We start from the raw sequence: 12,957 nt of genomic DNA, 5'->3' as shown, positions 1-12,957 counted from the left end.
TAATGATTCTCTTTAGATTACTTCATGATACCTTTAGCCTTAGCCTCGCGGCGCTTCTTGTCCCAGTTGGGATCGTGACGCTTGTGTAATTCGTCGGCCACCTGTTCGATACGCATACCTTTACTAGTGAGCATCACCACGAGATGATACAGCAGATCACTTGCTTCGTAAATCAGGTGATCAGCGGTGCCGTTAGTGGCCTCGATAACAGTTTCAAGCGCTTCTTCGCCAACCTTTTGAGCAATTTTGTTAATGCCGTCCTTGAAAAGTTTGGTGGTGTAGCTGCCTTCGGGCATCTCCTCATGGCGCTGGTTGATGAAGTCCTGCAGTTCCGTGAGGAAAAGCAGGGGATTCTGCTCGTTGTCTTCTCCCCAGCAGGTATCGGAACCTGTGTGGCAAGTCGGCCCGTCTGGAATAGCCTTTACAAGCAGGGTGTCGTTGTCACAATCCACCATGACGTCTACCAGATGGAGGAAGTTTCCTGATGTCTCGCCTTTAGTCCAAAGGCAATTGCGTGAACGACTCCAGAAGGTGACTTTCTTTGTCGCGATAGTTTTGTCGAAAGCCTCCTGATTCATGTAACCAAGCATTAGCACATTCTTGGTTGTCGCATCCTGTATGATGGCGGGGACCAAGCCACCGCACTTTTCAAAATCTATTTTCATATACGTACGTTTATTCCTTCTGATTTTAAATATTGTTTGAGTTCTGGAAGGGGTATCTCGCCGAAGTGGAATACGCTGGCAGCAAGCGCTGCATCAGAATGCCCTTCGATGAAAGTATCACGGAAATGCTCTTTCTTCCCCGCGCCACCGCTGGCTATGATGGGAATTGACAGGTTGTCGGCCAACTCTCTCAACGCCTCGTTCGCATACCCCTCTTTTACGCCATCGTGATTCATTGAGGTAAATAAAATCTCGCCTGCACCACGTTCTTGTGCCTCATGAGCCCACTCAAAGAGTCCCCGTTCTGTGCGTTCGCGTCCACCTTTCAGGTAGCAGTGCCATCCGTCTTCATCCATGCGAGCGTCGATGGCGCATACACATACCTGTGATCCGAAGCGGTTCGTAATCTCGTCAATCAGTTCTGGGCGACGGATGGCGGCACTGTTCACACTCACCTTGTCGGCTCCCGCATATAGCAGACGTTCTACGTCGGCTAGCTCATTAATGCCACCGCCAACAGTGAAGGGAATATTGATTTCTTTTGCTACACGGGTCACCATCTCGGTGAAAGTCTTGCGGCCTTCATATGAAGCAGTAATATCAAGGAAACACAACTCGTCGGCTCCCTGCTCGCTGTAGGCTTTGCCAAGTTCAACAGGATCACCTGCACTTCGCAAATTTACGAAGTTGGTTCCTTTGACGGTTTCACCGTCTTTCACATCCAAACAGGGTATTATGCGTTTTGCCAGTCCCATAATTCATTAAGATTGATTTTTCCTTCATAAATGGCTTTACCGAACACCACGGCAGGAATGCCTGCAGCATCCAGCGCCTTGATATCGTCGAGTGATGATACGCCTCCGCTGGCGATTAAGTGCATTTCTGGATAGGCCGCCATGACTTCTTTGTATAAATCGATAGCAGGACCTGCCAATGTGCCGTCTTTTGAGATCTCTGTGCACAATACATTCTTCACTCCGGCATCAACATATTTTTGCAGGAAAGGCAATAAATCCTCAGCCGAATCTTCTTTCCAGCCATTGATACTGATTTTCCCGTGTCGTACGTCAGCACCAAGAATGATACGCTCTGCGCCGTATTTCTTGAGCCATCCCATAAATAGGTCTGGCTGAGTGACGGCTATTGAACCGATTGTTACCATCGATGCACCTGAGGCAAAAGCCTTCTCGATATCCTCGTCGGTCTTGATGCCACCTCCGAAATCAACGGTTAGACAGGTTTCTGTCGTAATACGGCGGAGTACGTTGTCGTTGACGATATGTTTTGATTTTGCACCATCGAGATCAACCACGTGCAGACGGGTGAAGCCAATTTCCTCGAACTCCTTAGCCACTTCGGCGGGGGAGTCTCGGTATACGGTTTTCTGGCCGTAATCGCCTTTGGTCAGTCTGACGCATTGGCCGTTGATGATGTCGATAGCAGGTATGAGTTCTATCATAATTCAAGGAAGTTTTTAAGGATTTGTTCACCCACCTTACCACTCTTTTCCGGGTGGAACTGGCAAGCATAGAAATTGTCTTTATGCATCGAGGCCGAGTAGGGTTGTATGTAGTCGGCGGTGGCTATTGTGTCCTTACAAGTCGGTACGTAGAAACTATGGACGAAGTACACGTAGTCGCCATCGTTGAGTCCCTTGTAGAGCGGGCTCTTCAGATCATAGAGCTGATTCCACCCCATGCAAGGCACTTTGTCCTCATGCTTCTCTGGCAGAAAACGCTTTACCTCTGCATCAAAAATTCCGATGCAATCTGTATTGCCCTCTTCAGAATGCTTGCAGAGTAGTTGCTGCCCCACACAGATACCGAATACGGGCTGCTTTAATGAGCGGATTACCTCGTCGAGTTTGCGGGCCTTCAAATAATCCATAGCTTCGCCAGCATGCCCTTGGCCGGGAAATAGCACTTTGTCTGCCTTTACCAGTTGCTCTGCGTCGTCTGTCAGCAGGGGTTCGATGCCCAGTCGTTTCAGGGCATTTACCACAGAATAAATATTCCCTGCGTTATATTTCACGATTGCTACTTGCATTACGAGAAGATAATTGTTTTGTTTTTATAGGTGAGGATTTTACGCTGAATGTGCTTCGATACGGCATGTGAGAGCACAATCTTCTCAAGGTCCTTGCCTTTCAGCACCAGACTCTCGGGGGTGTCCTTATGTGTGATGCGGGTCACATCCTGCTCAATGATAGGACCAGCGTCGAGCTCAGCTGTTACATAGTGACTGGTGGCACCGATGATCTTCACGCCGCGCTCATAAGCCTGATGGTATGGCTTTGCGCCGATGAAAGCGGGTAGGAATGAGTGGTGGATGTTAATGATGTGGTGTGGATACTCTGCAATCATCTCGTCGCTGATGATCTGCATATATCGGGCCAGCACTATAAACGAGATATCCTCTTTCTTCAACAGTTCCATTTCTGCGGCTTCTACTTCTTCCTTGTTGCTGTGGTCTTTCTTAATGCTCCACACGTAATAGGGAATGCCAAACTGATCAGCCACATAGCGCAGATCTTCGTGATTGGATACGATACAGGGAATATCGCAATTAAACTCTCCAGCCTTCCAACGGGCCAACAGGTCATATAGGCAATGGCTCATCTTTGACACGAAAATGGCCATTCTTGGTCGTTTGTCGCTGTAATAGAGGCTGAACTTCATCTGGTAGCGCTGTGCATAGAGCGTAGTGATATAATCGTAGATCTTGTCACGTGGAATCTGAAATCCTTCAAGTTCCCATTCTATGCGCATGAAAAACATACCTTCAACCTTGTCTACATACTGGTCAAGGTACACAATGTTACCCTTATTATCGGTGATAAACTTGGTTACTTCCGAAATGATACCCTGCTGATCTGGGCAGTGGAGTAGCAGAATTGCTGTTGTTTCCATTGATTTTTATTATTTCCTTTGAATTATCAAGGCGCAAAGGTACAAAAATAAATGGTAAAACGAGCCTAAAATGAAAGAAATCGTTAATATGAGATTAATTTCTTTAGAAATTATGCATAATTATTCGTCTTTAGCCTCGGCAGAGCGCAAAATTATGCTAGTGGCGCCTAAAGTGAAGAGTGTACCGTCGTTAATCAGACGGCGCTCTTTGGGCGAAAGCTCCACATTGTCAACAAAAGTGCCAGTGTTGCTGTTGTTGTCTTTGAGTGTGTAGTGCAAGCGTCCTTTCTTGTCGCGTGAAACGGTAATCGTGCAATGATTCAAATCTACGCTAGGGTCTACGGTCTCAAAAGTCGCATTCGCAGGATTGCCTTTCTGGTATCTGCCAATCACGTTGTCGCCCATCTGCAAGGGTATCACTTGCTTGTAGTGAAATACATTCTCAATCACCACGATAGAGCCGCATCCCTGCTCGTTGGCCTGTTCGTCGGGGTTCTCGTCTTTCTGACGCTCACGAAGTTTGCTCACACCTATGCGGATGCCAAACTCCTTGCCGCAGTCAGGACATTTGAATACCAACGACTGTCCTGCGGTATATTTTGTTTCATCGAATGTGATGTATTGATCGCATTTAGGACAACGTACCCGTTTCATATCTTTTCACTGAATTTGTAAACCCAGGCCTCTTCAAGTCCCTTCTCCCTGTGTATCTTCTTCAGAGCGTTGTAAGCGTCGCCTTGTGTTTTGAAATTTCCATAAATCACGCGGGTTATGTCTTTGTGGACATATACCTCAGACTGCTCGTATCCCTTTTTCTGAAGCTCTTCGACAAAGGCGTGGGCGTTTTTCTTAGTTACCATACTGGCCAGTACGATGCAATAGCCTTGTCTGGCAGAGTCTTTTCTAACCGTTGTGGCCACCTTTACGCTGTCTTTCTTCAGAATGGTGTCCACTTTTGTCATCGTCTTCTGGATGTCTTGTTTTTTATAGTCTATCGGACTTGTATTAGTGTCCTTCGACATCATGCCAAACAGGATCGTATTATTCAGGTTGCTGATGGTACGCGTCATCATCTCGGTCTTGCCTGTAGGCAGGGCCAGCAAGACGATAGCCAGCAGCACTGCGGCAATGGCTACTGTATTGCGTATCCACGAGAATTTGATTCTTACCACATCATCCTCATCCTCGTCTTCAATAGGCTCCATGCCTATGATTTTAGCCGTGTCAATATCAGCCTGTTCCTCTTGCTGCGCTTTCACTGCTTCTCGCTTCTGCTCCTCCAGGCGTTTCATTTCATAGGCACCCAATCCGTAGAGGGTTGGTGTCAATATGCCGGCCTCGCAAGGGGTGAAGATGTAGTTGCCATCCTCGTTCAGTGCCAGTGTTCCGATGTCGTTCAGTTCGTACGAGCCTTTGTTCTGCAGCCGCATCTTCAGCTCGTTTACCTCGTCTTCAATACGCTGTAAAGCCTCTGGGTAGCTGATGTCATAGGCCTCGACATACGACTGAGCCAGCAGCGAGTCGTTAATCTTGAGCTGTGGGTTGAATCCTAATGTACGCAGAGGAGGAAGAAACGAGTTGTCTTCCTCATCATAGCTCGCATCGACATGATGCGTCATAAAGCCTCCTAAATCAGGCACTATCACGCAGTCGTTGTTGAGCAAAAGGATCTCAATATGTCTCTCTAATTCAATCACGACTGCAAAATTACGGCATTTTTTTGAGATAAACAAATAAAAGAAACCTAAAAATGTTGATTATGTGATTTTTTTGCCGTATCTTTGCACAAAAAATATAAAACATGAATTATATCGAGACTGAAATCGACGGAGTCTTTATCATTGAGCCGAAGGTGTTCAATGACGCTCGTGGTTATTTCATGGAGGCTTGGAAACAAGAAGAGTTCAACCAGCATATAGGTAAGGTCGACTTTATCCAGGACAATGAGTCAAAGTCGTCTTTCGGTGTTCTGCGTGGGCTTCATTATCAGAAGGGTGAAACGTCGCAGGCCAAGCTGGTGAGAGTTATTAAAGGTAAGGTGTTGGATGTGGCGGTAGATCTTCGCAAGTCGAGCCCTACTTTTGGTAAACATGTGATGGTTGAATTAAGCGAGGAGAATAAGCGCCAGTTCTTCATTCCCCGCGGCTTTGCCCATGGTTTCCTAGTGCTGAGCGAGGAGGCCATCTTTACATATAAGGTAGATAATCCCTATTCGCCTTCCACCGACGGCGGCATTCGTTGGAACGATCCCGATTTGGGCATTGAGTGGCCCATCGACCCTGCGAAAGTCCTGACCAGTGAGAAGGATTTGAACCAGCCTTTTTTGAAAGACGCAGAGGTGTTTGACTAAAATGGTAAAAGAAGAAAAATAGTAGATATGAATATAGCAATTGTTGGAACAGGATATGTTGGACTAGTGTCAGGAACGTGTTTTGCTGATACAGGTGCCAACGTGACGTGTGTCGATGTAGATGCTCAGAAGATAGAACGTCTGAAGAATGGTGAAATACCCATCTATGAGCCTGGGCTCGACGAACTCGTGAAAAAGAATGTGGCCGCGGGCCGACTGAAGTTCACTACCGATCTGGCTTCTGTGCTCGACGATGTTGAGATAGTTTTTTCTGCCGTTGGAACACCTCCCGACGAGGACGGCTCTGCCGACTTGAAGTACGTTCTTCAGGTGGCTAAGACCATCGGTGAGAACCTGAAGAATTATGTGGTTGTCGTCACGAAGTCTACTGTACCTGTAGGTACCGCCAAGAAGGTACGCAAGGCTATTGAAGACGAACTGGCCAAGCGCGGCGTTGATATCGAGTTCGATGTGGCCTCTAACCCTGAGTTCCTTAAGGAGGGTAATGCCATCAAGGACTTCATGAGTCCCGACCGTGTTGTGGTGGGCGTCGAGAGCGAGCATGCCAAGAAGGTGCTCACCAAGCTCTACAAGCCCTTCCTCATCAATAATTTCCGTGTCATCTTTATGGATATCCCATCAGCAGAGATGACCAAATATGCCGCCAACTCAATGCTTGCCACGCGTATCTCGTTTATGAACGACATTGCCAACCTGTGTGAGCGTGTGGGAGCAGATGTTAATATGGTACGCGCGGGTATCGGCTCCGACACTCGTATCGGTCGTAAGTTCCTCTATGCTGGCTGCGGCTATGGTGGCTCGTGTTTCCCTAAAGATGTCAAGGCTCTTATCAAGACGGCCGACCAGAATGGCTATTCCATGGAAGTGCTCAAGGCTGTAGAGCGTGTCAATGAGCATCAGAAGGGCGTTCTCTTCGAAAAGCTTGTCAAGGCTTTCGGCAGCAAGGAGGCTCTGAAGGGTAGGACTATCGCCATGTGGGGACTCTCGTTTAAGCCCGAGACCGACGATATGCGTGAGTCGACGGCTCTTGTCATGATTCAGAAACTGCTCGAGGCTGGCTGTAAGGTGCGTGTCTACGATCCGGTTGCCATGAATGAGTGTAAGCGCCGTATTGGCGACTCGGTGGTATATTGCCGCGACATGTACGATGCCGTACTCGATGCCGATGCCCTGCTGCTGCTCACCGAATGGAAGGAGTTCCGCTTGCCTGGCTGGGGCGTTGTCAGGAAAGCCATGAAGCGCCCGCTGGTCATCGATGGTCGAAACATCTTCGATACCGAGGAGCTCGACGAGAATGGCTTTGAGTATCATTGTATAGGAAAGTAAATGAATAGATTCATTATCATAGTATTATCGGTTTTTGCTTTGGTGGCCTGTGGTGGCCGGGAAGGCAAGCCTGTTGCTGAGAATAAGGAGGCCAAGACCCTGCTACAGGGTATCTGGGTCGACGCAGAGAGCGGCGACGTATCGTTCCGTGTCAAGGGCGATACCATCTATTATGCCGACTCTACCAGCCAGCCTGCCTATTTCCGTATCATTGGCGATTCGCTGGTGCTTGGCTCTGGCGCGTCTTACGGCATTGTCAAGCAGTCGCCCCATCTTTTCTGGTTTAGCAATCAGAACGGCGACGTGGTGAAGCTTGAGAAGAATGACGATCCTATCGCCGAGGAAGCATTCGTACATGATACGCCGCGGGTGCTTAGCTATACCCATCAGGTGAAGACCGACTCCGTGGTCAACTTCGGTGCAGAGCGTTATCACTGGTATATTGCCATCAATCCCACCAAGTACAAGGTTGTCAACCATACATACAATGAAGACGGTATGGAGGTCGAGAACGTTTACTTTGACAACATTATGCATATTGCTGTATATCAGGGCTCTCGTGAGCTTTATTCAAGTGACTTCCGTAAGCAGCAATATGCCAGCTATGTACCTGCCGACTTCCTGAAAGAGGCTGTTCTGGGTAATATGGAGTTCAGCCATATCGATGCTGAAGGATTGCACTTCAATGCCACCCTCTGCATCCCGGATGGTGCCAGCTGCTACCTTGTAGAGTCGCTTATAGACTATCACGGCAAGATGACAATGAAGCTCGTTGAATATTAAATAGCAGTTTATCCCCGCTCAACCGAGCGGGGATTTCTTTTCCCTTATATGACCCGAATCAATATAAAACGGCTATTTATTAACTTTCTTTAGCGTTTTTTTTTTTTGATTCACACATTTCTTCGTATATTTGCCCCCAAGAAAGGTAAATCTATCAGTTATGAACATGAAAACTAATATAACGATTTTGGCGGCATCGCTGTTATTCTGTGCTTGCAGTTCCGATAACGAAGGGCAGCAGGAAGACCTTGTGCCAATCACGCTCACGGCTACGATGATTGTGAACTGCCCTCTGGCCACCCGCACCACCAATACCGACCTTCAGTCGTCGCAGTTTGCCAGCGGCCAGACGTTCTCTGCCTATTTCACCAGCAGCAGCGTTGTGCCGCAGAGCACTGTCTTTACCGCCGACGGCTCAGGCGGCGCCACGCCAGCCAGTCAGCCGTACTTCAAGCTCTCAGGCACCACCACCGACGTGCGTGCCTACTATCCCTCGACGGTAACAGAATCGACCACCTCGTTTGTCGTGGAGGCCGATCAGACTAGTGATGCCGGCTATCGCAATAGCGACCTGATGTACGCCTCTGCCACGATCTCCAAGGTCTATCCCGTTTCAACGGGTGAACTGGCTTTTGCCCATAAGATGGCAAAGATCCGTGTGCAGACGATTAACAACGGCTCGAGTGTGAAGTCCATCAAGTTGAAGGGCATCAAGCCCACGGTGGATTTTACAGCCTCTACTGGTGTTATCAGTGCAGCCAAGGGTAGTGCTACTGATATTACTATGTTCAGCAATACAGGTCAGACGTCGGATATCGACTGTGTGGCGCTCATCCCGCCGCAGGCCATGACCTCAGGCACTACGCTGATAGAGGTGACCACTGCCCTCCACAGCTCCTCGCCGCTGACCTACCAGCTGCCAGCCACCATCAGCTTTGCCTCAGGCATGCAGTACATCTTCACCGTCAATGTCCACGAAGAGTCCCTCACCGTATCCTGCAACGTCACTGCCTGGGGTGCAGGCAAAACCGCCAGTACGGCGGTGAATATCCATCGCGATAAAAGATGGAATCCTCTTTATTACGTTGGTGAGTATAACTTGAAGCTGGCTACTGACAATACCACATTCTCCTTTGATCATACAAAAAGCACATCGCAAGGTACGCTGTTCCAGTGGACAAGTACAGATGGCGTAGCCAATCATGGCATCATGGGTACAAAGTGGGTTGATGCGACTCGACGTACAGGTTATGATGGTTATGTAATCCCTTCGAATACTGATCGTAAGCTTGAGGGTGAGTTCTGGCATCTTCCCAGCTTGCAGGAATTTCTGAGCATTACACCTGCAATATTATCGGATCCAATGTCTATTAGAGAGAATATTTTTAGTTCTTCAGCTTTTATTACATCTGGCTTACTTACTGAGCATCCGTGTGTGTTTGGCTACAGCAAGGAAACTAAGACACCGACAGCCTACAAGTCATATTGGGCCAGCTACACAACCGGTGGTGTGCGCTATGCAATTCGCTTTCTTGATACAAACTATTGTTCGGTGTGGAAATATCAGTATGATACAGATAAGTTGGTAATTACCGCAAAACTTATTGATAGAATTGCAAGTACCGATGCTTCTACATTGTCAGCTAAACTGGATGAGATTATGTCTGCCGGTTATGACTGGACAACCCTTGATGATAATATTGGGGAAATATCACGCACGTTTTATGCTTGTGCACGTAACCTGCAGCAGTATCAACAGAGTGCTCCTGGTAATACTAATGCAGGTCTTGGTTATTATTGGCCAGCAACCTATGATGAAATATATGGATTGAGTCTGAGTTTCAGTCGTGGCCGTATATATATAGGAAATGAACATACAAATCTTGCTCATTCTGTGCGTCTTTTCCGTGATTATTAGACATGCGTTGTTTTTGTTTCTTTCCCATGTTTTTCCAATCGCGTTACCGCCTATTGTAGGGAGGGACGACAGGTGAAGACTATCCGAAGTGGTGGCAGATGTATGGCGTGTGTCTGCCATGAAACGGCTTGCTTATTGACAGAGACTATCTCTTTGATTGCAAAATAGACTAAATTGCCGACCAATTTAATCTATTTTGCTCTGCAATTTAGTCTAAATTGCTTTGCAATATAACTTAAATTGCATTTAAAGGAATTATGAATGCCATGACAGATGCCTACGTCTGTCGGACGAAGCACCTGTCATTGACACTAATCTAAAGTATTTGTTTGTTTTATTTCTCCTCTATCCACGCGTCGAGCAACATGCGTGCGATGGATAGTTTCTCGGGGATGTCGGGGAGATTGTCCTTGCGGAACCAGCCGCCCTTGGCAATCTCGCTGGCCTGGAGGTGGATGTCGCCGCTGATATAGTCGGCGTTGAAGCCTACCATCAAGCCACAGGGGTAGGGCCAGGGCTGCGAGGCGAAGTAGCGGATGTTACCGATGGTTACGCCCGTCTCTTCGAGGGCTTCGCGGGCTACTGCCTCTTCGAGGGTCTCGCCAGTCTCTACGAAGCCGGCGACAAGACCGAAGAAGTCGCGCTTAAAGTTCTTAGCACGCACCAGCAATACCTCGTCGCCCTTATGGATGAGCACGATGACGGCTGTGGCCAGCTGTGGCCATATCTCCTTGCCGCACTGGGTGCATTTCTTGGAGATGTCGGTGTCCATGCGCATGGGGGCGCCGCAGACGCCGCAGTACTTGGTGTTCTGGTCCCAGTAGAGCAGTTCCTGACACTTACCGCCCTTGAGGTATAGCGGGCGTGGCAGTTTATAGTAGCTCTGGCGCAGGGGGCACATCTCGAAGCGCTCATCGCCCACAATGGGATTGTCGATGCGGTAGGTGATGACGGGTGTGCCGTCGGCCATGGGTGTGATATCCATCTGGTGGGTCCAGGGTTTTACCTCGGTAGGCGGTTCGTCTCCGAGGGGAATGGTGTAGCTGCCGTCGGCGAGGCGCTCCAGCAGCAGGTCTTCTTTACAGAATACGAAATAATAGGTTTTCATTTTCCAAACAGTTGTATGCGGTCGCGCTCAAGTGCGGGCTTTGCCCACTCCTCAGGCACGAAACGCCAGTTATGGTTGGGTTGCGGGTCGATGCTACCCTGTTTCTTGATTTCCTCTGTCAGGTAGTGGCGCTGGTCGAGGTCGGTATGCCAGATGACACGGCTCTCGAGCGAGTCCTGAGGGATGCCAGCACCGCGTGTGAGCAACTCGCCGCCGCCGTTGGCGCGATAGCTGTTCATCACCACCTTGTACCACTTGTGCTCGTCGAAGGGGTCGCCGTTCGACATGCGCAGGATTCTGACCTTCTGCCCACTAGGCTTGGTGAGGTCGACCTCATAGTCGATGCCTGCGGCAGAGTCGAAGTTGAAGGTGTAGTACTTGAATCCGAAGCGCTGCTGGTCGTCGGTCGACTCGTCGTTGAGCAGCAGAGCGTGGTCGTCGGGCGATGTCATCGTGTTGGCCCAGATGCCGTACGAGAATTCCAGATGCTTACGGATTTCCTCGCCCGTCATGCGGAGCACGAACATGAGGTTTTCGAAGCGATAGAGCTTGAACATATCGGCCTGGCTGACGTCGCCGGCGTTGATTACTGTGTTGAAGGCCAGCGGGGCATTGAAGGATATGTCGGCACCTGAGATCTTCAGCTGCAGGTTGTGGATGAGGTCGGTGAAGGCAGAGTTGCCGAAAAAACTCTCACGGGTATAGATGGGATGCTCGAAGCGGCCGATCTTGCGGTTTACGTAAGTATTCACCTGGTCGATGGCGGGTTGGAAGTGCTGGAGCATCTGGTCGTCGATGGCCTCGTCTTCTACGTTTACGATGGTACCTTTGATATCCTTGCTCACAAGTTTGCCCTTCTTGAACTGAAGTGTAATCTCGGCTTCGGCCACGTTCTTAACGTAGCAGCTGGGGTCGATGCAGAGCACCTGCTGGCCCTCGGTGTTGGTGACCCACTTGTTGTGTACCAGATGGTCGTGGCCGAAGAAGATGATATCGAAGCCCGGCACTTCGCGGGCTACAGATTCGGTGGCGTCTTCCTCGTACTCGTCGGTCTTGATGCCGCCGTTGAATCCCGAGTGGAAGAGGCCGAATATCAGGTCGGGCTGCTCGTTCTCCTTGACATACTTCACCCATTTACGGGCACAGCTTACCATCTCTTCAAACTCAATGCCTTTCCAGATGGACTTGTTGAGCCAGTTGGGAATAGCAGGGGTGAGCATGCCGATGATGACAATCTTCGCCCCGTCGGCATAGTGGACGGAGTAGGGCTGAAGCCCCGTATAGATGTTCTTGGGGTTGGCCTCGGCGTTCTTGCGGTCTTCCTTCACGATGTTGGCTCCCAGCAGCGGGCAGCGTACCTCGCGAATCCATTTGTCGTAGACCTTATGGCCGGGCTCAACGTCGTGGTTGCCCACGGTCTCGGCGTCGTACTGCATATAGTTGACTACCTGAGCGGCCAGATTCTCGTCTTCGGGCATCACATAGTTTGTCCAATAGACACAAGGCTGCCCCTGCAGGATGTCGCCGTTGTCGATGAGCAGCAGGTTGTCCTTTCCGTAGAGCTCGCGCTGCTTCTTGATATAGGTATTTGCACGGGTTAGCGTACCCTTGATGGGACGGCCCTCCATAAAGTCCCATGGGAAGAAGTGGCCGTGAACGTCGCTGGTCTCGATGACTTTCATCTTGACAGTCTTCGTGCCTTTTGCCGAGACAGGAAGCGTGGTTGCTAGCATAGCGAAAAATATGAAAATGTATTGTCTCATGATTCCTATTATATTATTATGGGGGGCAAAATTACGAAAAAAAACTGTGATGAGCAAATATCGGCATGGTTTTTGCTGTATTTTTAATGCAAATAGATTAGAAGTAAGGAGGAT

The 12,957-nt window shown here is 49.1% G+C and carries 13 protein-coding genes; 4 read left to right on the top strand and 9 right to left on the bottom strand.

Annotated elements, in window-relative coordinates:
• Positions 1 to 17: 17 nt before the first annotated feature.
• The 7 genes from hisIE to T325_RS09055 form a co-directional block, all read right to left on the bottom strand.
• Positions 18 to 665 (bottom strand): bifunctional phosphoribosyl-AMP cyclohydrolase/phosphoribosyl-ATP diphosphatase HisIE, encoded by a 648-nt coding sequence (gene hisIE / locus T325_RS09085; protein WP_036912705.1) that lies wholly within the window; start codon positions 663 to 665, stop codon positions 18 to 20.
• On the bottom strand, positions 662 to 1,420 hold the full coding sequence (gene hisF, locus T325_RS09080; RefSeq protein WP_036912702.1) for an imidazole glycerol phosphate synthase subunit HisF: 759 nt from the start codon (positions 1,418 to 1,420) through the stop codon (positions 662 to 664). The genes hisIE and hisF overlap by 4 nt, the downstream gene beginning before the upstream one ends.
• On the bottom strand, positions 1,399 to 2,124 hold the full coding sequence (hisA, locus tag T325_RS09075) for a 1-(5-phosphoribosyl)-5-[(5-phosphoribosylamino)methylideneamino]imidazole-4-carboxamide isomerase (RefSeq protein WP_036912699.1): 726 nt from the start codon (positions 2,122 to 2,124) through the stop codon (positions 1,399 to 1,401). Before hisA ends, hisF begins: the two co-directional genes overlap by 22 nt.
• Complete coding sequence (gene hisH, locus T325_RS09070; RefSeq protein WP_036912697.1) at positions 2,121 to 2,711, bottom strand: imidazole glycerol phosphate synthase subunit HisH; 591 nt, start codon at positions 2,709 to 2,711, stop codon at positions 2,121 to 2,123. Before hisH ends, hisA begins: the two co-directional genes overlap by 4 nt.
• Positions 2,711 to 3,574 (bottom strand): formyltetrahydrofolate deformylase, encoded by an 864-nt coding sequence (purU, locus tag T325_RS09065; protein ID WP_036912694.1) that lies wholly within the window; start codon positions 3,572 to 3,574, stop codon positions 2,711 to 2,713. The genes hisH and purU overlap by 1 nt, the downstream gene beginning before the upstream one ends.
• Before the next feature lie 120 nt (positions 3,575 to 3,694).
• Positions 3,695 to 4,228: an FHA domain-containing protein gene (locus T325_RS09060; protein WP_036912691.1), complete on the bottom strand. Its 534-nt coding sequence runs from the start codon at positions 4,226 to 4,228 to the stop codon at positions 3,695 to 3,697.
• A complete protein-coding gene (locus tag T325_RS09055; RefSeq protein WP_036912689.1) occupies positions 4,225 to 5,271 on the bottom strand; it encodes an HU domain-containing protein in 1,047 nt (348 codons plus the stop codon). Before T325_RS09055 ends, T325_RS09060 begins: the two co-directional genes overlap by 4 nt.
• Before the next feature lie 104 nt (positions 5,272 to 5,375).
• Here T325_RS09055 and rfbC point away from each other — a divergent pair, with 104 nt between their 5' ends.
• From rfbC to T325_RS09035, 4 genes are all read left to right on the top strand, one after another.
• Entirely contained in the window at positions 5,376 to 5,924 is a 549-nt protein-coding gene (rfbC, locus tag T325_RS09050; protein ID WP_036912686.1) for a dTDP-4-dehydrorhamnose 3,5-epimerase, read from the top strand.
• A gap of 27 nt (positions 5,925 to 5,951) precedes the next feature.
• Positions 5,952 to 7,271 (top strand): UDP-glucose dehydrogenase family protein, encoded by a 1,320-nt coding sequence (locus tag T325_RS09045; protein WP_036912682.1) that lies wholly within the window; start codon positions 5,952 to 5,954, stop codon positions 7,269 to 7,271.
• Positions 7,272 to 8,054: a DUF4738 domain-containing protein gene (locus tag T325_RS09040; RefSeq protein WP_036912680.1), complete on the top strand. Its 783-nt coding sequence runs from the start codon at positions 7,272 to 7,274 to the stop codon at positions 8,052 to 8,054. It begins immediately after the preceding gene.
• A 160-nt stretch (positions 8,055 to 8,214) separates the two neighbouring features.
• On the top strand, positions 8,215 to 9,972 hold the full coding sequence (locus T325_RS09035) for a fimbrillin family protein (protein WP_036912678.1): 1,758 nt from the start codon (positions 8,215 to 8,217) through the stop codon (positions 9,970 to 9,972).
• Between the two features lie 334 nt (positions 9,973 to 10,306).
• On the opposite strand, the gene nudC is transcribed toward T325_RS09035, so the two are convergent.
• Complete coding sequence (gene nudC, locus T325_RS09030) at positions 10,307 to 11,080, bottom strand: NAD(+) diphosphatase (protein ID WP_036912675.1); 774 nt, start codon at positions 11,078 to 11,080, stop codon at positions 10,307 to 10,309.
• On the bottom strand, positions 11,077 to 12,843 hold the full coding sequence (locus T325_RS09025) for a bifunctional metallophosphatase/5'-nucleotidase (protein WP_036912672.1): 1,767 nt from the start codon (positions 12,841 to 12,843) through the stop codon (positions 11,077 to 11,079). The genes nudC and T325_RS09025 overlap by 4 nt, the downstream gene beginning before the upstream one ends.
• Between the last annotated feature and the right edge of the window lie 114 nt (positions 12,844 to 12,957).

The sequence above is a fragment of the Prevotella sp. FD3004 genome, from assembly GCF_000746155.1.
Classification (GTDB): domain Bacteria; phylum Bacteroidota; class Bacteroidia; order Bacteroidales; family Bacteroidaceae; genus Prevotella.
Note: the sequence above shows the minus strand (reverse complement) of the source record. Positions and strands in the feature narration are given on the sequence as shown.

Coding starts and splice junctions, on each gene's coding strand:
- T325_RS09060 (WP_036912691.1), bottom strand. CDS start 4,228: ATGAAACGGGTACGTTGTCCTAAATGCGATCAATACATCACATTCGAT.
- hisA (WP_036912699.1), bottom strand. CDS start 2,124: ATGATAGAACTCATACCTGCTATCGACATCATCAACGGCCAATGCGTC.
- rfbC (WP_036912686.1), top strand. CDS start 5,376: ATGAATTATATCGAGACTGAAATCGACGGAGTCTTTATCATTGAGCCG.
- T325_RS09025 (WP_036912672.1), bottom strand. CDS start 12,843: ATGAGACAATACATTTTCATATTTTTCGCTATGCTAGCAACCACGCTT.
- nudC (WP_036912675.1), bottom strand. CDS start 11,080: ATGAAAACCTATTATTTCGTATTCTGTAAAGAAGACCTGCTGCTGGAG.
- T325_RS09040 (WP_036912680.1), top strand. CDS start 7,272: ATGAATAGATTCATTATCATAGTATTATCGGTTTTTGCTTTGGTGGCC.
- hisH (WP_036912697.1), bottom strand. CDS start 2,711: ATGCAAGTAGCAATCGTGAAATATAACGCAGGGAATATTTATTCTGTG.
- hisF (WP_036912702.1), bottom strand. CDS start 1,420: ATGGGACTGGCAAAACGCATAATACCCTGTTTGGATGTGAAAGACGGT.
- purU (WP_036912694.1), bottom strand. CDS start 3,574: ATGGAAACAACAGCAATTCTGCTACTCCACTGCCCAGATCAGCAGGGT.
- T325_RS09035 (WP_036912678.1), top strand. CDS start 8,215: ATGAACATGAAAACTAATATAACGATTTTGGCGGCATCGCTGTTATTC.
- hisIE (WP_036912705.1), bottom strand. CDS start 665: ATGAAAATAGATTTTGAAAAGTGCGGTGGCTTGGTCCCCGCCATCATA.
- T325_RS09045 (WP_036912682.1), top strand. CDS start 5,952: ATGAATATAGCAATTGTTGGAACAGGATATGTTGGACTAGTGTCAGGA.